General features: G+C 57.6%; 15 protein-coding genes. 2 read left to right on the top strand and 13 right to left on the bottom strand.

All coding sequences use genetic code 11. From position 1 onward, the window contains the following. Nucleotides 1-53: 53 nt before the first annotated feature. Genes fusA through rpsL form a run of 3 tightly spaced genes read right to left on the bottom strand, consistent with a single transcriptional unit; the run spans nucleotide 54 to nucleotide 3,047 of the window. On the bottom strand, nucleotides 54-2,171 hold the full coding sequence (gene fusA, locus ACR0B5_RS09960) for an elongation factor G (RefSeq protein WP_170375372.1): 2,118 nt from the start codon (nucleotides 2,169-2,171) through the stop codon (nucleotides 54-56). An 18-nt stretch (nucleotides 2,172-2,189) separates the two neighbouring features. Then, nucleotides 2,190-2,660, bottom strand: a complete 471-nt coding sequence (gene rpsG / locus ACR0B5_RS09965) for a 30S ribosomal protein S7 (protein ID WP_039529242.1) — start codon at nucleotides 2,658-2,660, stop codon at nucleotides 2,190-2,192. 15 nt (nucleotides 2,661-2,675) lie between these two features. Next, nucleotides 2,676-3,047, bottom strand: a complete 372-nt coding sequence (gene rpsL / locus ACR0B5_RS09970; protein WP_005621086.1) for a 30S ribosomal protein S12 — start codon at nucleotides 3,045-3,047, stop codon at nucleotides 2,676-2,678. 398 nt (nucleotides 3,048-3,445) lie between these two features. On the opposite strand from rpsL, the gene ACR0B5_RS09975 reads away from it, so the two are divergent. Continuing rightward, nucleotides 3,446-4,261 (top strand): putative rhamnosyl transferase, encoded by an 816-nt coding sequence (locus ACR0B5_RS09975; protein WP_480540195.1) that lies wholly within the window; start codon nucleotides 3,446-3,448, stop codon nucleotides 4,259-4,261. Here the strand turns inward: ACR0B5_RS09975 and ACR0B5_RS09980 are convergent. The 6 genes from ACR0B5_RS09980 to rplJ all read right to left on the bottom strand — a co-directional run bounded on the left by ACR0B5_RS09980 (nucleotide 4,246) and on the right by rplJ (nucleotide 16,112). Then, a complete protein-coding gene (locus ACR0B5_RS09980; RefSeq protein ID WP_480540196.1) occupies nucleotides 4,246-5,115 on the bottom strand; it encodes a DMT family transporter in 870 nt (289 codons plus the stop codon). The two genes, ACR0B5_RS09975 and ACR0B5_RS09980, sit on opposite strands and share 16 nt — an antisense overlap. Before the next feature lie 128 nt (nucleotides 5,116-5,243). Then, nucleotides 5,244-6,317 carry a cysteine synthase A gene (cysK, locus tag ACR0B5_RS09985; protein ID WP_480540197.1) on the bottom strand — a complete coding sequence of 358 codons (1,074 nt, stop codon included), beginning with the start codon at nucleotides 6,315-6,317 and terminating at the stop codon, nucleotides 5,244-5,246. Between the two features lie 143 nt (nucleotides 6,318-6,460). Next, nucleotides 6,461-10,702, bottom strand: a complete 4,242-nt coding sequence (rpoC, locus tag ACR0B5_RS09990; RefSeq protein ID WP_480540198.1) for a DNA-directed RNA polymerase subunit beta' — start codon at nucleotides 10,700-10,702, stop codon at nucleotides 6,461-6,463. Between the two features lie 50 nt (nucleotides 10,703-10,752). Continuing rightward, entirely contained in the window at nucleotides 10,753-14,889 is a 4,137-nt protein-coding gene (gene rpoB / locus ACR0B5_RS09995; RefSeq protein WP_480540199.1) for a DNA-directed RNA polymerase subunit beta, read from the bottom strand. Between the two features lie 250 nt (nucleotides 14,890-15,139). Continuing rightward, nucleotides 15,140-15,514 carry a 50S ribosomal protein L7/L12 gene (gene rplL, locus ACR0B5_RS10000; protein WP_008204003.1) on the bottom strand — a complete coding sequence of 125 codons (375 nt, stop codon included), beginning with the start codon at nucleotides 15,512-15,514 and terminating at the stop codon, nucleotides 15,140-15,142. 79 nt (nucleotides 15,515-15,593) lie between these two features. Beyond that, nucleotides 15,594-16,112 (bottom strand): 50S ribosomal protein L10, encoded by a 519-nt coding sequence (gene rplJ, locus ACR0B5_RS10005; protein WP_170375385.1) that lies wholly within the window; start codon nucleotides 16,110-16,112, stop codon nucleotides 15,594-15,596. 436 nt (nucleotides 16,113-16,548) lie between these two features. On the opposite strand from rplJ, the gene ACR0B5_RS10010 reads away from it, so the two are divergent. Continuing rightward, complete coding sequence (locus tag ACR0B5_RS10010) at nucleotides 16,549-17,508, top strand: aminoglycoside phosphotransferase family protein (RefSeq protein WP_480540200.1); 960 nt, start codon at nucleotides 16,549-16,551, stop codon at nucleotides 17,506-17,508. 66 nt (nucleotides 17,509-17,574) lie between these two features. Here ACR0B5_RS10010 and rplA read toward each other — a convergent pair whose 3' ends face one another. From rplA to nusG, 4 genes are all read right to left on the bottom strand, one after another. Continuing rightward, nucleotides 17,575-18,273: a 50S ribosomal protein L1 gene (rplA, locus tag ACR0B5_RS10015; protein ID WP_170375389.1), complete on the bottom strand. Its 699-nt coding sequence runs from the start codon at nucleotides 18,271-18,273 to the stop codon at nucleotides 17,575-17,577. Nucleotide 18,274: 1 nt separating this feature from the next. After that, nucleotides 18,275-18,724, bottom strand: a complete 450-nt coding sequence (gene rplK / locus ACR0B5_RS10020) for a 50S ribosomal protein L11 (protein WP_113791694.1) — start codon at nucleotides 18,722-18,724, stop codon at nucleotides 18,275-18,277. 252 nt (nucleotides 18,725-18,976) lie between these two features. Beyond that, nucleotides 18,977-19,732 (bottom strand): hypothetical protein, encoded by a 756-nt coding sequence (locus tag ACR0B5_RS10025; RefSeq protein WP_475220373.1) that lies wholly within the window; start codon nucleotides 19,730-19,732, stop codon nucleotides 18,977-18,979. Nucleotides 19,733-19,902: 170 nt separating this feature from the next. Further along, nucleotides 19,903-20,436: a transcription termination/antitermination protein NusG gene (gene nusG / locus ACR0B5_RS10030; protein ID WP_170427716.1), complete on the bottom strand. Its 534-nt coding sequence runs from the start codon at nucleotides 20,434-20,436 to the stop codon at nucleotides 19,903-19,905. Between the last annotated feature and the right edge of the window lie 187 nt (nucleotides 20,437-20,623).

The following is a 20,623-nucleotide window of genomic DNA, read 5'->3' on the forward strand; positions in this document are numbered from 1 at the left end:
TCCTTTTTCGGTAATGAAGGGAGCGTGATACCCACGCTCCCTCAAATCTTTGGTTATGCGTATTTCGCCTGGATCTCGTCCGAGATGTTCTGCGGAACCGGATCGTAGTGGTCGAACTGCATGGTGAACTGGGCACGGCCCGACGACATCGAACGCAGAGTGTTGATGTAGCCGAACATGTTCGCCAGCGGAACGAACGCGTCGATCGCGATCGCGTTGCCGCGCGGTTCCTGACCAGACACCTGGCCACGACGCGAGGTCAGGTCGCCGATGATACCGCCGGTGTATTCTTCCGGGGTGATCACTTCGACCTTCATGATCGGTTCCAGCAGTTTCGCGCCAGCTTTGCGCATGCCTTCACGCATACACATACGGGCCGCGATTTCGAACGCCAGAACGCTCGAGTCAACGTCGTGGAACTTACCGTCCAGCAGGGCAACCTTGAAGTCGATCACGGGGAAGCCAGCCAGAGGACCGCTGTCCATAACCGACTGGATGCCTTTTTCGACACCCGGGATGTATTCCTTCGGAACGGCACCACCAACGATGCGGCTTTCGAACGAATAACCTTCGCCCGGCTCGGTCGGAGTGATCTCGAGTTTAACCTCACCGAACTGACCCGAACCACCCGACTGTTTCTTGTGGGTGTAGGTGTGCTCGACCGGCATTGAGATGGTTTCGCGATAGGCCACCTGAGGAGCACCGATGTTCGCTTCAACCTTGAACTCACGCTTCAGACGGTCAACCAGGATGTCCAGGTGAAGTTCACCCATGCCCTTCATGATGGTCTGACCCGATTCCAGGTCGGTTTCCACACGGAAGGACGGGTCTTCGGCGGCCAGACGGGCCAGACCCTGGGACATCTTCTCTTGGTCGCCCTTGGTTTTGGGCTCAACCGCGATTTCGATCACCGGATCGGGGAAGGTCATGGTTTCAAGAACCACCGGATCCTTCGCGTCACACAGGGTGTCACCGGTGGTGGTGTCTTTCAGACCCGCCAGCGCGATGATGTCGCCTGCAAACGCTTCTTCGATCTCTTCCCGGTTGTTCGAGTGCATCATCATCATACGACCGATGCGCTCTTTCTTACCTTTGGTCGAGTTCAAGATCGAGTCACCCTTGTTCATGGTGCCCGAGTAGATCCGAGTGAAGGTCAACGAGCCAACAAAGGGGTCGTTCATGATTTTGAACGCCAGGCCCGAGAAGGCCATTTCGTCGTCTGCACGACGTGCGATGTCACGAACTTCTTCTTCGTCGCCGGGTTTGAAGCCCATGTAATCAACAACGTCCAGCGGGCTGGGCAGATAGTCGATCACAGCGTTGAGCAGCGGCTGAACGCCTTTGTTCTTGAACGCCGAACCACCCAGAACCGGAACGAACGCGATGTCCAGAGTACCTTTGCGCAGCAGGGCGCGCAGGGTCGGAACGTCGGGCTCATTGCCTTCCAGGTATTCCATCATCGCGTCGTCGTCCATTTCGACGGCCGCTTCGATCATCTTACCGCGCCATTCGTCAGCCATGTCTTTCAGGCTGTCGCGGATCGGAGCTTTGATCCAGCTTGCGCCCAGATCTTCGCCCTGCCACAGCCACTCTTCCATGGTGACCAGGTCGATCAGACCTTCCAGCTCGGACTCGGCGCCGATCGGAATACCAACCGGAACAGCGCGTGCGCCGGTGCGGTCTTCGATCATGCGAACACAGTTGAAGAAGTCTGCGCCGATCTTGTCCATCTTGTTGACGAAAACCATACGCGGAACTTTGTAGCGGTCAGCCTGACGCCACACGGTTTCGGTCTGGGGCTCAACACCTGCGTTTGCGTCCAGAACGCAGACGGCACCGTCGAGAACCGCCAACGAACGCTCAACCTCGATAGTGAAGTCAACGTGGCCGGGGGTGTCGATGATGTTCAGGCGGTGCTTGGGGGTATCGGCGGTCTGACCGTCCTCGGTGCGCTCCCAGAAAGTGGTGGTCGCAGCCGAAGTGATGGTGATGCCGCGTTCCTGCTCCTGCTCCATCCAGTCCATGGTGGCTGCACCATCGTGCACCTCACCGATGTTGTGGGATTTACCAGTGTAATACAGGATACGCTCCGAGCAGGTGGTCTTACCTGCGTCAATGTGCGCCATGATACCGAAGTTACGGTATAGTTCGAGCGGATATTCGCGTGCCATTTTTGATAAGCCTCTGAATTACCAACGGTAGTGGCTGAAGGCTTTGTTCGCCTCGGCCATCTTGTGGGTGTCTTCGCGCTTCTTCACGGCGGTACCGCGGGACTGTACAGCGTCCAGCAGTTCGCCGGCGAGGCGTTCTTCCATGGTGTTTTCGTTGCGGCCACGCGCAGCAGTGATCAGCCAACGGATGGCCAGTGCTTCGCGGCGCTCGGGGCGCACTTCGACCGGAACCTGATAGGTTGCACCACCAACCCGGCGCGAGCGAACCTCGACCGACGGTTTGATGTTGTCGAGCGCTTCGTGGAACACTTCAACAGGTGCGCGCTTGATTTTGTTCTCAACGCGGTCAAACGCGTTGTAAACGATGCGCTCTGCGACCGACTTTTTGCCGTCGATCATCAGGTTGTTCATGAATTTTGTCAGAACCTTGTCGCCAAATTTGGCGTCAGGCAGGACTTCGCGTTTTTCGGCGGCGTGACGACGTGACATATCAGCCTCTCCTTCTTACTTGGGACGCTTCGCGCCGTATTTCGAACGACGTTGCTTACGATCTTTGACGCCCTGAGTATCCAGAACACCGCGCAGGATGTGGTAACGCACACCGGGAAGGTCTTTTACACGGCCGCCACGGATCAGAACAACCGAGTGCTCCTGCAGGTTGTGGCTTTCACCGGGGATGTACGAGATGACCTCGAACCCGTTGGTCAGGCGCACCTTGGCAACCTTACGCATAGCCGAGTTCGGCTTCTTCGGTGTGGTTGTATATACACGTGTGCAGACGCCGCGTTTCTGCGGGCACTGCTCCAGGTGCATGGACTTCGAGCGTTTTACTTTGGGCTGCCGCGGTTTGCGGATCAGCTGTTGAATAGTTGGCATTCCGGTTTCTTCCCCGTTTTGCAACACACATGACATGCACGCGCATTGCGTGCGGTTAAATTTGCTGCACTTATGCGTCCACAAGCGCAAAACCCGCGAGCGTTCCCATTCCGAGGTGAACGTCGCGGTTGGTTATCAGAGGACGCGAACTGCAAAATTGTCCGGGTCTTGACCAGTTCATTACTGAAATCGGTTTTGGGGCGGCCCCCGGTACCGAGATGACGCGCGTAATAGGGGGAGTCGGCCCAAGTGTCAACAGCACTTACCCCAGTGCGCAAAACTGGCCGGATTGCGCTGTAATATCAACGATTGCGGGTGCCAGCCAGCCTCTTCTGGCGTTGCGGGTGCAGGCATAGCCCGTCATAGTGCGCGCAGAACCGTTTTGCGATGGATGACAGATGCAGGTTATCGGCCTTTGCCGCTTTTCCTTTCCAGCCCTTGGCAGCTTTCAGACCGAACATGAAACCCTGGATGATCGGCGTCGTCACCTCTACAGCCCTGCCCGTCTGGAAGAGAGGTTCCGACTGTTTGAGTCCTCGACCCTGCCCTGTTTTCGCGAACACACCGACGAGGATTTCGAGCTGCTGGTGGTGATCGGAGACTGCCTGCCGAAAGACGCCTATGACCGGCTACACGACCTGACAGCAGATGTGAAACAGGTCCGGATCGTCGAGGAGTCGCCTCGGGCCGACAAATCGCATCGCCATATCATGAAGGATATTCTGAACGCAGCCCGCAAAGACCCGGCTCAGCCTTGCATCCAATTCCGCCACGACGATGACGACGCGGTATCCGTGGATTTCGTTGAACGTCTGCGCGAATCCGCCCGCGACAGCAAGGGCCTGATGGAACGCAACACCATTGTCGGCATTGATTTCAATCAGGGCTTCTTTGCCCGTCTCAACGCCGATGGGATCACGGCGAAACCGACGCATAAACCGCTTTTGGGCGTGGGTCTTGGAATGCATATCGCAGGTGGTTGCAAACAGACGATCATCAGCTTTACCCATCATCGCATGGGCCGCTTCATGCCCATCGTCAGCTATACCGATGCACCAATGTGGGTGCGTTCGCTCAACGGGTTCAACGACTCACGCGGGGCGCGCAACTATGACCGCGAACTCTCGGCCCTCACCCCCGAGCTTGAGGGAGAGTTCATCGCCCGTTTTGCCATTGATCAGAGCATCGTCCGGCAGGTTCACGGCGCGCCCTGAGTGGTCCTTTCGCGGAACAGGGTAAACAAGCCAGCCGCGACAACCAGCCCGGCGCCGAACAAGGTCACCGCATCGGGCCATTCGCCAAACACAACCCAGCCCAGCCCCAAGGCCCAAATCAGGCTGGAGTATCGGAAAGGGGCGATAAACCCAACCTCGCCTTCTCGCATCACCATCACGCTGCATAGATATCCGATCAGGACAAATACAGCCGCCGAGGCCACCAGAACAGCATTGCCGCCGGACAGGTTGACCCAGCCCTCAAACGTCGACACCAGCCCTGCGGCAACAGAGATCGACAGAGAGGTGGCCAGGGTCACCACCAGTGATGGAACTTGCGGCGACATGCGCCGGGTGATCAGGTCTCGGATCGTCACCGAGACCACAGCCAGCAACGCATAGATCGCATAGACGCTGAACCCGTCCGGCCCGGGCCGTACGATCAGCAACATGCCCATGAACCCGACGACAATCGCCATAATGCGCCGCCAGCCGATATGTTCCGAGAAGAACAGGACCGCCCCCAGCGTCACGGTCAGCGGCAACACCTGAAGAACCGCAGTCACATTCGCTAACGGCATGTTCTTGAGCGCAGTCAGAAAGAAAAACGTCGCGGACAGTTCGGCAACACAGCGAATTGAGACCAACAATTTGTCATGCCGCGAAAAATTCAGGTGTAACGCCCCAAGATGGCGCGCCAACCCGTAAACAAGCAGAGTCGCCAAAGCCCCCCGGATCGCAACCAACTGAAACAAGGGCAATTCTCGCAGCGCGATTTTGACCAGCGTGTCATTCACTGTAAATGCGGCCATGCTGGCCATCATCAGCAGTGCGCCTTTAACATTTGGACTCATTCAAACAATACTCGGCCTTCAAACAATGGCGGTATTCACGCTTCAATCTAACGCAAAGTCAATTCGCGCGTCTCAATCCTAAAATTTTTTCACGAAGAGCAACTGTAACCGGTTGTTTTCCAGTCGCTTCAGTCCGTCATCTGAGCCGATGGCGTCGATTTAGAGATCGCGATCTCCTCATCCGTCATCTCTTCCTCCACCCCTTCGAACAACGGGGTCGAGAGATACCGTTCACCGGTATCTGGAAGCATCACCAGCATCACCGATCCGTCCGGCGCGGTCTCAGCCAGTTTCATCGCCACCGCAAATGTGGATCCACCCGATATGCCGGTGAAAATCCCCTCTTCCGCAGCCAGACGGCGCGACCAGGCAATCCCGTCTGCGCCGGGCACGGGGATCAACTCATCATAAAAGCCGTTGTCTATGGCCTCCTGCAAGACCCAAGGAATGAAATCAGGCGTCCAACCCTGAATCGGATGCGGCTCGAAGTTCGGATGGCTTTCGGTCGGCTGATGCGTGTCGTTGCGGGTATTCACATAGCCTGACGAGACAATCGCCGCATTCGCAGGTTCCGTCAGGATAATCATCGTCTCAGGGCGTTCTTTCCTCAGAACCCGCGCAACGCCCGAGACGGTTCCGCCAGTGCCATAACCCGTCACCCAATAGTCAAGCTTCTGCCCGTCGAAATCCGCCAGAATCTCCTGCGCGGTGGTGTTTTCATGAATGTCGGCATTGGCCGCGGTTTCAAACTGACTTGCGAGGAACCAGCCATTCTGCTCGGCCAGTTCCTTGGCTTTGGTATACATGCCGAACCCTTTTTGGGCGCGTGGGGTCAGGACAACTTTGGCCCCCAGAAACCGCATCAGCTTGCGCCGCTCCACCGAAAAACTGTCGGCCATGGTCACAACCAGAGGATAGCCCTTGGCCGCGCAGACCATCGCCAATCCGATCCCGGTATTGCCCGAGGTCGCCTCGACCACCGTCTGACCCGGTTTCAACCGACCGTCCCGCTCGGCCGCTTCGATGATGTTCAACGCCAGGCGGTCCTTCACTGAACTGGCCGGGTTGAACGCTTCGAACTTCACGTAAACCGTCACGTTTGAGGGCGCGATTCTGTTGATGCGCACGCAGGGCGTGTCTCCGACAGTGTCCAGAATGCTGTCATACAGGCGCTTGCGCCCTTGCGTTTGCCGGGTTGTCATGGCGGCCCCCTCCTCTGCTTTGCGCAACCATGCCACAAACCGGGTCACATTGATAATTTTCTTTGCGAAAGCGCACTTCGGGGGGCGCAAACAAAAAGGCCCCGCGAAACCGCAGGGCCTTTTCTGTCTCTCAGAAACGAGGGTTACTCGCGGCTTTCCGGTGTTTCCACCAGAACGTCCAACTCATCCCCTACCATGTCGTCGTCAAAGCTAGGCGCGGCCAGAGCAGCAGCTGCTTCGGCCTCTTCCCGGCGGGCTTCAATGACCACGTTGTCACGCGACTGCGCGATGTGGCGGACGGCCTGCGTGGCCCCACCGGTACCGGCGGGGATCAGACGACCAACGATGACGTTCTCTTTCAGGCCAACCAGCTTGTCTTTCTTGCCCTGAACCGAAGCTTCGGTCAGCACGCGCGTGGTTTCCTGGAACGACGCCGCCGAGATGAACGAACGCGTTTGCAGCGAGGCTTTGGTGATCCCCAGAAGGATCGGCTCGCCCTGTGCCGGACGACCACCGCGGGCGATGGTCTTCTCGTTGGCCGCGTCGAACTCCTGCTTGTCGACATGTTCGCCTTTCAGCAGGGTGGTGTCGCCTGAATCCAGGATCTCCCACTTCTGCAGCATCTGGCGCACGATGACCTCGATGTGCTTGTCGTTGATCTTCACGCCCTGCAGACGATACACGTCCTGCACCTCGTCGATCATGTAATCCGCCAGCGCTTCGACACCCATGATGGACAGGATGTCATGCGGAGCCGGGTTACCGTCCATCAGGTATTCACCCTTCTGGATGAAGTCCCCTTCGGCGACCGGGATGTGCTTGCCCTTGGGCACCATGTACTCAATGGTCTCCATGGACTCGTCCGCCGGTTCGATGCTGATGCGGCGCTTGTTCTTGTAGTCGCGACCGAAGCGCACGTAACCATCGGCTTCTGCGATGATCGCGTGATCTTTCGGACGACGCGCTTCGAACAGTTCGGCCACACGCGGCAGACCACCGGTGATGTCCTTGGTCTTGGCACCTTCGCGCGGGATACGCGCAACGACGTCACCGGCTTCGACCTGCTGACCGTCTTCGACCGACAGGATCGCATCCACCGACATCGGGTAGTGAACCGGGTTGCCCGCATCGTTGCGGACCGGTTCGCCATCTTCGCCGACCAGAATGATCTCGGGCTTGAGGTCGCTGCCTTTTGGGGCCGCGCGCCAGTCGATCACGATCTTCTGGGTCATGCCGGTTGCTTCGTCGGTCTCATCACGGACGGCGAGGCCCGAAACAAGGTCAACATATTTCGCAGTACCGGCTTTCTCGGCGATGATCGGCAGGGTGTAGGGATCCCACTCGAACAGCTTGTCGCCACGGGCCACTTTGGTGCCGTCCTTGACGAACAGCTTGGAGCCATAGCCCAGCTTGAAGCTGGCCCGCTCTTCGCCGTGCTCGTCCTTGATCACCAGCTTCATGTTGCGGCCCATGACCAGGCTTTCGCCTGCCGCATTGACCAGAATCTGCGGGTTCTCGAAGGAAACGACACCTTCCTGGCTGGCTTCCTGGAACGACTGCTGACCACCTTGCGCAACACCACCGATGTGGAAGGTCCGCATGGTCAGCTGTGTACCGGGTTCACCGATCGACTGAGCGGCGATGATGCCGACAGCTTCACCTGTGTTTACCATGGTGCCGCGTGCAAGGTCACGACCGTAGCAGGTGGCACAAACGCCTTCCTCGGACTCACAGGTCAGAGGCGAGCGGATGCGCATCGACGCAACGCCGGCCTCATCAATCGTGTCAGCCATGCGTTCGTCGATCAACTGACCTGCGGCGACCAGAACCTCGTCCGTACCCGGACGCAGAACGTCATCGGCAGAGACACGGCCCAGCACACGTTCGGCCAGCGAGGCGACAACCTCGCCGTCGTTCACTGCGGCTTCGGCCGTGATCGCACGCTCGGTGCCACAGTCGATCTCACGAACGATGCAGTCCTGCGCCACGTCCACCAGACGACGGGTCAGGTAACCCGAGTTCGCCGTCTTCAGAGCGGTATCCGACAGACCCTTACGGGCACCGTGGGTCGAGTTGAAGTACTCGAGAACGGTCAGACCTTCTTTAAAGTTCGAGATGATCGGCGTCTCGATGATGTCACCGTTCGGCTTGGCCATCAGGCCGCGCATACCGCCCAGCTGTTTCATCTGAGTGACCGAGCCACGCGCACCCGAGTGGGCCATCATGTAGACCGAGTTTGGTTCCTGCTCGGACCCGTCCTCTGCCCGATCCGACGACGAGATCGTGCTCATCATCGCCTCGGTGACGCGGTCGTTACACTTCGACCAGGCATCGACAACTTTGTTGTACTTTTCGCCCTGAGTGATCAGGCCGTCCATGTACTGCTGTTCAAAGTCCTTCACCTGACCGCGGGTGTCATCGACGATGCCCCACTTGTCGTCGGGGATCACCATGTCGTCCTTACCGAACGAGATGCCCGCCTTGAACGCTTCTTTGAAGCCCATCGACATGATCTGGTCACAGAAGATGACCGACTCTTTCTGACCGCAATAGCGGTAGACAGTGTCGATCACCTGCTGCACTTCTTTCTTCCGTAGCAGGCGGTTGACCAGTTCGAACGGCGCTTTGTTGTTCATCGGCAGCAACGCACCCAGACGCAGACGGCCCGGAGTGGTTTCATAGCGCTTCTGAACTTCGTTGCCTTCGTCGTCGATCTGCGTGATCCGCGCGGTGATCTTGGTGTGCAGATGCACCTCACCGGCGTCCAGCGCGTGCTGAACTTCTTCGATCGAGCCAAACACCTTGCCTTCGCCCGGCATGCCTTCGCGTTCCAGGGTCACATAGTACAGACCCAGGATCATATCCTGCGACGGAACGATGATCGGCGCGCCGTTGGCAGGCGACAGAACGTTGTTCGTCGACATCATCAGAACACGCGCTTCCAGCTGCGCCTCAAGGCTCAGCGGGACGTGAACGGCCATCTGGTCCCCGTCGAAGTCGGCGTTAAAGGCCGAACAGACCAGCGGGTGCAGCTGGATGGCTTTACCTTCGATCAGAACCGGCTCGAACGCCTGAATGCCCAAACGGTGCAGCGTCGGCGCACGGTTCAGCATGACCGGGTGTTCGCGGATCACCTCGTCGAGGATATCCCACACTTCGGGACGCTCTTTCTCGACCAGTTTCTTCGCCTGTTTCACGGTCGAAGACAGACCCTTGGCTTCAAGGCGCGAGTAGATGAACGGCTTGAACAGCTCCAGCGCCATCTTCTTGGGCAGACCACACTGGTGCAGCTTCAACTCCGGACCGGTCACAATGACCGAACGGCCCGAGAAGTCGACGCGTTTCCCCAGAAGGTTCTGACGGAAGCGGCCCTGCTTGCCTTTCAGCATGTCCGACAGCGATTTCAGCGGACGCTTGTTGGCACCGGTGATCACGCGACCACGACGGCCGTTGTCGAACAGAGCATCCACGGATTCCTGCAGCATCCGCTTTTCGTTGCGGACGATGATGTCAGGCGCGCGCAGTTCGATCAGACGCTTCAGACGGTTGTTCCGGTTGATGACGCGGCGATACAGATCGTTCAGATCCGACGTCGCGAAACGGCCACCATCCAGCGGAACCAGCGGACGCAGTTCCGGCGGGATGACCGGGATCACGGTCATCACCATCCATTCGGGGCGGTTGCCCGACTCGAGGAAGGATTCAACAACTTTCAGACGCTTGATGATCTTCTTGGGCTTCAACTCGCCAGTCGCTTCGGCCAGATCAGCGCGCAGCTGCTCGGCTTCGGCTTCCAGATCAATCTGGGCCAGCATCTCGCGGATGGCTTCGGCACCGATATTCGCGGTGAACGCGTCCATGCCATAGGCATCCTGCGCGTCCATGTACTCTTCTTCGGTCAGCATCTGGCCGTAGGTCAGGTCGGTCAGACCCGGCTCGATGACGACGTAGTTTTCAAAGTACAGAACGCGTTCCAGATCACGCAGCGTCATGTCCAGCATCAGACCGATGCGGGACGGCAGCGATTTCAGGAACCAGATATGCGCAACAGGCGCGGCCAGTTCGATGTGACCCATACGCTCGCGGCGGACTTTCTGCAGGGTGACTTCCACGCCGCATTTCTCGCAGACAACGCCGCGATACTTCATCCGCTTATATTTGCCACACAGACATTCGTAGTCTTTGATCGGGCCAAAGATACGCGCGCAGAACAGACCGTCACGTTCGGGCTTGAACGTCCGGTAGTTGATGGTTTCGGGTTTCTTGATCTCGCCATAGGACCAAGACAGGATCCGCTCGGGCGACGCCAGCGAGACCTTGATCTCGTCAAAGACCTTCGGGGGCGTCAGCGGGTTGAACGGGTTGTTGGTGATTTCCTGGTTCATTTGTTACCTCAAATCTTGCGGAAGGGGGGACGGGAGAAAGGGCAGCGCCCTTACTCCTCAACCTCCGCATCCAGGAGTTCCATATTCAGGCCGAGGCCACGGACTTCTTTAACCAGAACGTTGAACGATTCCGGTACGCCCGCTTCAAAGTTATCCTCGCCCTTGACGATCGACTCATAGACCTTGGTCCGGCCGGCGACGTCATCCGATTTAACGGTGAGCATCTCCTGCAGGGTGTAAGCGGCGCCGTAAGCTTCCAGAGCCCAGACCTCCATCTCACCAAAGCGCTGACCACCGAACTGCGCCTTACCACCCAGCGGCTGCTGGGTCACCAGGCTGTACGGCCCGGTCGAACGCGCGTGGATCTTGTCGTCCACCAGGTGGTGCAGTTTCAGCAGGTACTTGATGCCCACGGTCACCGGACGTGCGAATTGCTCACCGGTACGACCGTCGAACAGAACCGACTGACCGCTTTCCGAGAAACCCGCACGCACCAGCGCGTCGTTGACGTCAGCCTCTTTGGCACCGTCAAAGACCGGGGTTGCGATCGGAACACCGCGGGTCACGTTGCCCGCAGCCTCGATCAGGCCATCCTCGTCCATACCGGTGATGCCTTCTTCGTAGACATTCTCGCCATAGGCCAGCTTCATCGCTTCGCGAACAGGGGTCAGATCGCCAGAACGGCGATATTCACCCAGAGCGTCGTCGATGTTCAGACCCAGACCGCGTGCGGCCCAACCCATGTGGGTTTCAAGGATCTGACCAACGTTCATTCGCGAAGGCACGCCCAGAGGGTTCAAACAGAAGTCAACCGGCGTACCATCAGCAAGGAACGGCATGTCTTCCATCGGAACAACCTTGGAGATCACACCTTTGTTCCCGTGACGACCGGCCATCTTGTCGCCCGGCTGCAGCTTGCGCTTCACGGCGATGAAGACTTTGACCATCTTCATCACGCCCGGCGGCAGGTCGTCGCCACGGCGGACTTTCTCGACCTTGTCCTCGAAACGGGCGTCCAGAGCACGCTTTTGCACTTCGTACTGCTCGTTCAGAGCCTCAACGATCTGTGCGTCCTGCTCGCCTTCCAGCGCCAGTTGCCACCACTGACCACGGGTCAGGGTTTCCAGCAGGTCCTCGGTGATCACCGACCCCGCCTTGACGCCTTTCGGGCCTTTGACAGCGGTTTTGCCCAGGATCAGGCCCTGCAGACGCGCATAGATGTTGCGGTCTAGAATCGCCAGCTCGTCGTCCCGGTCACGGGCCAGACGTTCGACTTCCTCACGCTCGATCTGCAGCGCACGCTCGTCTTTCTCGACGCCGTGACGGTTGAAGACGCGGACTTCGACGACAGTACCGTAATCGCCCGGCTTCACGCGCAGCGAGGTGTCGCGCACGTCAGATGCTTTTTCACCAAAGATGGCGCGCAGCAGCTTTTCTTCCGGGGTCATCGGGCTTTCGCCCTTCGGAGTGATCTTGCCGACCAGAATATCGCCCGGCTCAACATCCGCACCGATGTAAACGATGCCCGCCTCGTCGAGGTTGCGCAGCGCTTCTTCACCGACGTTCGGGATGTCGCGGGTGATCTCTTCCGGGCCCAGCTTGGTGTCACGGGCGGCGACTTCGAATTCCTCGATATGGACCGAGGTGAAGACGTCATCACGCGCGATACGTTCCGAGATCAGGATCGAGTCTTCGTAGTTGTAACCGTTCCACGGCATGAACGCGACGACCACGTTCTTACCAAGGGCCAGTTCACCCATATCGGTCGACGGACCATCGGCAATGACCTCGCCCTTCTGGACGGTGTCACCCACCTTGATCAGCGGACGCTGGTTGATGCAGGTGTTCTGGTTAGACCGCTGGAATTTGCGCAGACGATAGATGTCAACGCCAGCGTCGCCCAGTTCCAGATCCTCAGTCGCGCGGATAACGATACGCTGGGCATCGACCTGGTCGATGATACCGGCGCGCTTCGCCTGAATCGCAGCACCCGAGTCGATCGCAACCTTTTCCTCGATCCCGGTACCGACCAACGGCGCTTCGGCGCGCAGCAGCGGAACCGCCTGACGTTGCATGTTCGAGCCCATCAGAGCGCGGTTGGCGTCGTCATTTTCAAGGAACGGGATCAGCGATGCAGCGACCGAGACCAGCTGTTTCGGCGACACGTCGATCAGGTCCACATTTTCGCGCGGAGCGAGGGTGTAGTCACCGGCCTGACGGGTCGACACCAGGTCGTTGATGAACTTGCCATCCGCATCCAGCGTCGCGTTCGCCTGCGCCACGGTGTGACGCATTTCCTCGGTCGCGGACATGTAGTGAACCTCATCGGTCACCTCAGCGTCTTTGACAACGCGGTAAGGTGTTTCGATGAAGCCATACTTGTTCACGCGGGCAAAGGTGGCCAGCGAGTTGATCAGACCGATGTTCGGACCTTCCGGCGTTTCAATCGGGCACATCCGGCCATAGTGGGTCGGGTGTACGTCGCGCACCTCAAAGCCCGCACGCTCACGTGTCAGACCACCGGGGCCAAGCGCCGAGAGGCGGCGTTTGTGGGTGACTTCCGACAGCGGGTTGGTCTGGTCCATGAACTGCGACAGCTGCGACGAGCCGAAGAATTCGCGAACAGCAGCCGCAGCGGGTTTCGCGTTGATCAGGTCCTGAGGCATGACGGTGTCGATTTCGACCGACGACATACGCTCTTTGATGGCGCGCTCCATGCGCAGCAGGCCAACGCGGTACTGGTTTTCCATCAGTTCGCCGACCGAACGCACACGACGGTTGCCGAGGTGGTCGATATCGTCGATGTCACCTTTACCGTCACGAAGTTCCACCAGCGCCTTGATGCAGGCCACGATGTCTTCGCGGCGCAGCGTGCGCAGAGTGTCGGGCGCATCCAGAGCCAGACGCATGTTCATCTTCACGCGGCCAACGGCGGACAGGTCATAACGCTCGCTGTCGAAGAACAGGGTGTCGAACAGGGCCGACGCGGCTTCGACGGTGGGCGGCTCGCCCGGGCGCATGACGCGGTAGATGTCCATGAGCGCGCTTTCGCGGTTCATGTTCTTGTCCTGCGCCATGGTGTTGCGCATGTACGGACCAACATTGACGTTGTCGATGTCCAGAACCGGAATGTCGGTGATACCCGCGTCGATCAACTCTTTAGCGGTGCCGCCGATCAGATCGCCGTCCTTGTCATATTCCAGCGTCAGCTCATCACCGGCTTCGACATAGATCGCACCGGTTTCTTCGTTGATGATGTCCTTGGCGACATATTTGCCAACGATGTGATCGAACGGAACCAGCAGGTCGGTAACGGTGCCCTCGTCGATCAGCTTCTTGACCGCGCGCGGAGTGACTTTCTTGCCCGCTTCGGCAATCACTTCACCGGATTTGGCGTCAACCAGATCATAGGTCGGACGGGTGCCGCGTACACGCTCGGGGAAGAACGGCGTGACCCAGCCCTTCTTCTTGTCCAGCTTGTAGGACACGGTGTTGTAATATGCGTCCATGATCGCTTCCTGATCCAGACCCAGCGCGTATAGCAGGGTTGTCACAGGCAGTTTGCGGCGACGGTCGATACGGGCGAAAACGATGTCTTTGGCGTCGAACTCAAAGTCCAACCAGCTGCCGCGATACGGGATGATGCGGCAGGCAAAAAGCAACTTGCCCGAGGAATGGGTTTTGCCCTTGTCGTGGTCAAAGAACACACCGGGCGAGCGGTGCATCTGGGACACGATCACACGCTCGGTGCCGTTCACGATGAACGTCCCGTTCGGTGTCATCAGGGGCATATCGCCCATGAACACGTCCTGTTCTTTGATGTCTTTGACCGATTTCGCGCCGGTGTCCTCATCGACATCAAACACTATCAGACGCAGAGTGACCTTCAGCGGTGCGCTGTAGGTCATGTCGCGCTGCATGCACTCTTCGACGTCGTATTTCGGTTTTTCCAGATCGTATTTCACGAACTCCAGAACGGAGGTTTCGTTGAAATCCTTGATCGGAAAAACCGACTGGAACACGCCGTTGATGCCTTCGCCGTCTGTGGGCTGTTCTGCATCGCCGGAGCGCAGGAAAAGATCATAAGAAGATTTCTGTACCTCAATGAGGTTCGGCATCTCCAGCACTTCGCGGATTTTGCCGTAATATTTACGAAGACGTTTCTGGCCAAGGAACGTTTGAGCCATGTCAGATGTCACCTTTCGATGTTCTCAGCGGGCAAAGACACCGTCGGGCCCCGGCATCTTGCACATTCGAGACGACACGCCCGGATCAATTCGTGGCCACCGTCCCGAAGGCGGCCTCCCGATCCGAAAACCGTGTCTTAGAAAACGCCCCACGAATTGAGGCCCTTTCTAAGACAGGTTCGGCTGGACCCGGATTTCTCCGGACCCAGCCAAATTTTTCGGCACATCAGCGATGCGCCAGAGACTAAGCTTAGGCCAGTTCGACTTCGGCGCCAGCTGCTTCCAGCTTGGCTTTGACGTCTTCTGCTTCTGCTTTGTCCACGCCTTCTTTGATCTTGCCGCCGGCTTCGACCAGTTCCTTGGCTTCTTTCAGGCCCAGGCCGGTGATGCCGCGAACTTCTTTGATGACGTTGATTTTCGATGCGCCGGCGTTCTTCAGAACGACGTCGAATTCGGTTTTTTCTTCCTCAGCTGCACCGCCGGCGTCGCCACCAGCAGCCATGACAACTGCGCCGCCTGCTGCGGGCTCGATGCCGTATTCGTCTTTGAGGATGGTTTTCAGTTCTTGTGCTTCCAGCAGGGTCAGACCCACGATGCTTTCTGCGAGTGCTTTCAGATCAGCCATTTTATCAGCTCTTTCCGTTTACAGTGTGTGTTCCAACGTCAGGGGGTATCCCCTACGCAGATCATTCAGTGCCAACCGCTTACGCAGCTTCCGCCTTCTCTTCGATGGTGGAAAGGATGCTTGCGATGTTGCTTGCAGGTGCGCCAATTGCACCGGCGATGTTCGAAGCAGGCGCGCCAAGCATACCGGCGATCGTAGCAATAAGCTCTTCACGCGACGGCATTTTCGACACGGCTGTAACACCAGCCCGGTCCAGAGCGTTCTCGCCCATTGCACCGCCAAGGATTTCGAACTTTTGGTTCTCTTTGGCGAAGTCCTCGGCCACCTTGGCTGCTGCCACGGGGTCCTCGGAATAGGTCAGAACGGTCATCCCTGTCAGCAGGTCGGCCATGCTTTCACACGGCTTACCCTCAAGGGCGATTTTGGCGAGCCTGTTCTTGGCAACACGCACGGAGCCGCCCGCGTCACGAGCACGTGCGCGAAGGTCCTGCATCTCGGCAACTGTCAGACCGGCGTAGTGAGCAACCACTACGACGCCAGAGCTTTCGAAGATTTGGCCGAGTTCCTCGACCACTTTCTCTTTCTGGGCTCTATCCACAGTTCTCTCCAAGTTTGGGGCGATCACTCACCCCGGCTCATATTTGCCGAGGGGTTAACCCCGGCGTTCAGGTCCGTTGTTACGGGATTGGCCAAAATGCGCCCGAGGGTGGGACCCTCAGAATTCTTTGGTCTTACCCGTCTCAGGCAGGGAATTAAGGGGCCATATGGCACCACCCACCGTCTTGGACGAAACGAAATAAAGCGCACGACGAATCGCACGCTTTGCTCCGCAGCTCTACTTAGGGCAGATGGCGGGGGTTTCCAAGGGGTAAATTGCCCCTATTTGCACTTGCGGCATCAAGGCGGAATACACCCTTTGTATGAGGGACGATCTGCCCATGGGTCAATAGACGCCAGCAATATCATTGACAGTGGGTTTCAGCTACGGTCACCTCCGATATGAATGCCCGAAAACACTCCGGGCTTGAGGCAAAATGACAGCGGTTACTCTGGAAGAATTCGACAAGGCCAGCACCTGTGCCGATGAGTTGGCACAGGCCTGTTCGGACATGCCCATCACACGGATCCGATTCCATTGCCGATCCCATGCCTTTCCCGATACACGTCTGGTGTGGAAGGTCGAAACATCGAACCGTTCCTACGCGTTGAAACTTGATACCTTGTCACCGGAAACGGGACGCCTCCGCAAAGAGTTCGACCTGCTGGTGCAACTGACCGAACACTTCAAGACGTCCCAAAACAACCGGGTCGTTCGTCCCGTCTACATGTCGCCAAGCGGCGTGTTCATGGTGACTGAGTTTGTCGAGCGTCCAACCGCGACGGACATCATCTACAACAGCGAAGACGACGCCCAGGTGGCGCAAGTCTATCGCCGTGCGGGGTCGTGGCTGCATGACCTGCACGGGGTTCAAAACGCCACGGACTACGCATTTCGGCCGCGTTGGATGATCGACAGCATACGCGAGCAGTCCACCCAAGTTCCCTCGCACGTCTCGGACATCAGCCAGCCCTTGGTCGAGGAATTTCTGGCCGAAGCTGCATCCTTGAAAAACCGCCCCGACCTGCGCGTGTTTTCCCATGGGGATTTTCACGGCCTGAACCTGATCATGGGCCAAGGCACCGCCATCGGGCTGGATTTCACCGAGGCCCGCGACAAGCTGGCCGCCTACGATATCGTCGACTTTCTGAAAGCGGATATCTTCCGAGACGGGGCGGACAAAGACGTCGACCGAAGCGGCGCTCTGACCCGCAACAAAGAGATGTTCTTCCGCCAGTATCGCCACCCGATCGACACACAGATTCTCGATTGCTGCCTGCGGGGCCGATTGCTGAAGGACTGGCTGCGCCTCTGGCAACCCGAAATCACCTGCAGCGAGTTTGAACTGCGCAAACGAGAGCGGCTGCAAGCACGACTGAAACAGGCCTTTCGCTAGCGCATCAAAAAACCCGAGCAGCTTGCGCTACTCGGGATTCATGGATTGCTACGTCTGCGTTAAGGCTTATTCGCCTGCTGCAGCCGCCACGTCCAGTGTCACACCCGGGCCCATGGTCGAGCTGAGTGCAATTTTCTTCATGTAGGTGCCTTTGGCGCCCGACGGCTTGGCTTTCGCAACAGCCGAGATGAAGGCACGGACGTTTTCAGCCAGCTTGGCTTCGTCGAAGGACGCTTTGCCCACGCCTGCGTGCACAACGCCACCTTTTTCAGCTTTGAACTGAACTTCACCACCTTTGGCTGCTTCCACGGCCGCTTTCACGTCCATGGTCACGGTGCCAACTTTGGGGTTCGGCATCAGGTTGCGCGGGCCCAGAACTTTACCCAGACGACCAACGATCGGCATCATGTCCGGGGTGGCGATGCAGCGATCGAATTCGATGGTGCCGCCCTGGATGGTTTCCATCAGGTCTTCTGCGCCAACGATATCTGCGCCAGCTTCTTTCGCTTCGTCCGCCTTGGGGCCGCGAGCGAAAACAGCAACGCGCATCGCTTTACCGGTGCCGTTCGGCAGGCCGACTACGCCACGAACCATCTGGTCCGCGTGACGGGTGTCAACACCCAGGTTCATCGCGATTTCGATGGTCTCGTCGAATTTCGAGGTCGCGTTGCCTTTTACAAGGGCAACTGCTTCTTCAACCGACAGGTTTTCCTTGCCGGCGACAGCTTCGCGCGCAGCGCGGGTACGTTTACCGAGTTTTGCCATCTTACTTCACCTCGATGCCCATGGAGCGGGCCGAGCCCAGGATGATCTGCATTGCGCCTTCGACGTCGTTGGCATTCAGATCTTTCATTTTGGCTTCGGCGATTTCGCGAACCTGCTTGGTGGTCACGGTGGCCACGGTCTCACGACCGGGGTTTTCCGCGCCACGAGGACGGTTGCGCTTGCCGACCGGCTTCAGACCAGCTGCTTTTTTCAGGTAATAAGACGCGGGCGGCGTCTTGATGTCCATGGTGAAGGACTTGTCCTGATAATAGGTGATCACGGTCGGGCAAGGAGCACCTTGCTCCATGTCTGCGGTCTTGGCGTTGAACGCCTTGCAGAATTCCATGATGTTGATGCCGCGCTGACCCAGCGCCGGACCAACTGGAGGCGACGGGTTCGCCTGACCTGCAGGAACCTGCAGTTTCATCGTACCAGCAAGCTTCTTAGCCATTTGGTTTTCCTTTCAACGTAGGTGAAACGCGTTCCACCCGGTTTATGTTGCGTGGTCCGATCCGGGATCGCGATCCCTGAAACCTCCCACGAGAGAATCTCGCCTGAAGACGATAGAGGCGGCGTTTATAGGGGATTGGTGGGGTTGGCAAGTGGCTGGCTATGCAATTTGGAACGACCAGTTATGGTCCACTCTGGTCGCTACAACCCACCACAAGATCGTCGAGTACAGGCCAATTAAAGACAAATCTGCTTATCGAGGTGCAGGCCTGATTTTCTGCCGCAGTAGTTTCAACCAACCCACCAAGTCTGTTTGGACGGTCGGGAGCGGTCCAGACATTCCAACATTCACGGGAGGCAATTCTCCATTCACCGACGCCCTCGCCAACTGATTGGAAGAGTTAAGAAACTCCTTGAAGTCACCGCCATGCCGAGGGTCAGTAAACCGGATTTGTACTTTGTCGCAAACGCGGTCTACAAACGGCCCTGAGTTTTTTGCCTTTGTTGCCTCAGCCACGATCCCGAGAGAAAAAATTTGTCGCTTCTCGAGTGTACGCATATTGAGTTGAGCAAAGCTGCATCGGCTTTGCGTACTATAGCAGACATCTACATCTCTATAGCTTCTCTTCTCGAGAGGATTATCCGTATTGTCGTCATACGGATCGTAGATGTTTATCTGCTTTAGTCGCCACCCGCGGGGGAAAATGGCAGCGAAGTAGCCATGGAAAACAGGAATATGAAAATGATCATATTGAATGAATAGATTGCCGTTGGAGCCGAGGGAGATGTTTCTAATCGAAGAAGCCGCGTAATTAACCTTGAAGTCATCGTTTTCGTAGACCCTCAGCGGACCTATATCTTCGATAACAGATGAGTCTCTAAAGGACTCATCAATGTTCTCAAGGAGATCCGCGAGAATTGTGTCTCCTTCTTTTTGGGGGCGAAGCTGTATCGTTTGAAGCGCCCCATTGGACCCAATCTTGTCAATTACAACAGCATCTAACCACATAATGAGTTTCCTATCGCTCAAACATTTTTTAAGCAGTTTATCATTTTAGCAAGTTGACACGATCATTCTTCGTAAATTCTCAGATGAGTACGTTGCCCCGCAAGGGTAGCGCACATAAAACGCCGCGCCGCCAGTGGCAACGCGGCGTCCAAAATTCTGATAGAAGCGACTCAGCCCTGCTTGGTCACCTGCGTAAAGTCCAGTTCCACAGGCGTCTCGCGGCCAAAGATCGAAACCGAAACTTTCAGCTTCTGGTTCTCGTCGTCTACGCCCTCGACCATGCCGTCGAAATCCTCGAACGGGCCGTCGTTGACCTTGACCTTCTCGCCGACCTCGAAGGTGATCATCAGCTTCGGCGCTTCTTCACCTTCCTGAACGCGGTTCAGGATCTGGTTCACTTCGGCGTCGCGCATCGGCATCGGGCGGCCTTGGGGACCAAGGAAGCCGGTGACGCGGTTGATCGAGTTGATCAGGTGATAGCCCTGATCCGACATTTCCATATGCACCAGAACGTAACCGGGCATAAAGCGGCGTTCGGTGGTGACTTTCTTGCCGCGACGGACTTCGATCACCTCTTCGGTGGGGACCAGTACTTCGTCGATATCGTCCTCAAGGCCCTGTTCAGCCACCGACGTGCGGATCTGCTCTGCGATCTTCTTTTCGAAATTCGAAAGAACGCTGACCGAGTACCACCGTTTCGCCATGAGCCTGTCGTCCTTGTTTGTCTTGGGCCAAGCCCCGCATTGCGGGTTCGCCCTGTATTGAAATCCTGTCGCGGCCTGTCCGCGTGTTCCGGAATAAAAAGCGGCGCGCAGCCCGAATCGCCACACGCCCATTCCGAATAGTCCCGTGTGAACTACTCTGAGATTCCGCGCTGTGCAAGGGGGGCTG

The sequence above is a fragment of the Ruegeria sp. AG1 genome (assembly GCF_056541705.1).

Coding starts and splice junctions, on each gene's coding strand:
- ACR0B5_RS09980 (WP_480540196.1), bottom strand. CDS start 5,115: ATGAGTCCAAATGTTAAAGGCGCACTGCTGATGATGGCCAGCATGGCC.
- ACR0B5_RS09975 (WP_480540195.1), top strand. CDS start 3,446: ATGCAGGTTATCGGCCTTTGCCGCTTTTCCTTTCCAGCCCTTGGCAGC.
- rpoC (WP_480540198.1), bottom strand. CDS start 10,702: ATGAACCAGGAAATCACCAACAACCCGTTCAACCCGCTGACGCCCCCG.
- nusG (WP_170427716.1), bottom strand. CDS start 20,436: ATGGCGAAACGGTGGTACTCGGTCAGCGTTCTTTCGAATTTCGAAAAG.
- ACR0B5_RS10025 (WP_475220373.1), bottom strand. CDS start 19,732: ATGTGGTTAGATGCTGTTGTAATTGACAAGATTGGGTCCAATGGGGCG.
- rpoB (WP_480540199.1), bottom strand. CDS start 14,889: ATGGCTCAAACGTTCCTTGGCCAGAAACGTCTTCGTAAATATTACGGC.
- rplK (WP_113791694.1), bottom strand. CDS start 18,724: ATGGCTAAGAAGCTTGCTGGTACGATGAAACTGCAGGTTCCTGCAGGT.
- rpsG (WP_039529242.1), bottom strand. CDS start 2,660: ATGTCACGTCGTCACGCCGCCGAAAAACGCGAAGTCCTGCCTGACGCC.
- rplA (WP_170375389.1), bottom strand. CDS start 18,273: ATGGCAAAACTCGGTAAACGTACCCGCGCTGCGCGCGAAGCTGTCGCC.
- fusA (WP_170375372.1), bottom strand. CDS start 2,171: ATGGCACGCGAATATCCGCTCGAACTATACCGTAACTTCGGTATCATG.
- rpsL (WP_005621086.1), bottom strand. CDS start 3,047: ATGCCAACTATTCAACAGCTGATCCGCAAACCGCGGCAGCCCAAAGTA.
- cysK (WP_480540197.1), bottom strand. CDS start 6,317: ATGACAACCCGGCAAACGCAAGGGCGCAAGCGCCTGTATGACAGCATT.
- ACR0B5_RS10010 (WP_480540200.1), top strand. CDS start 16,549: ATGACAGCGGTTACTCTGGAAGAATTCGACAAGGCCAGCACCTGTGCC.
- rplL (WP_008204003.1), bottom strand. CDS start 15,514: ATGGCTGATCTGAAAGCACTCGCAGAAAGCATCGTGGGTCTGACCCTG.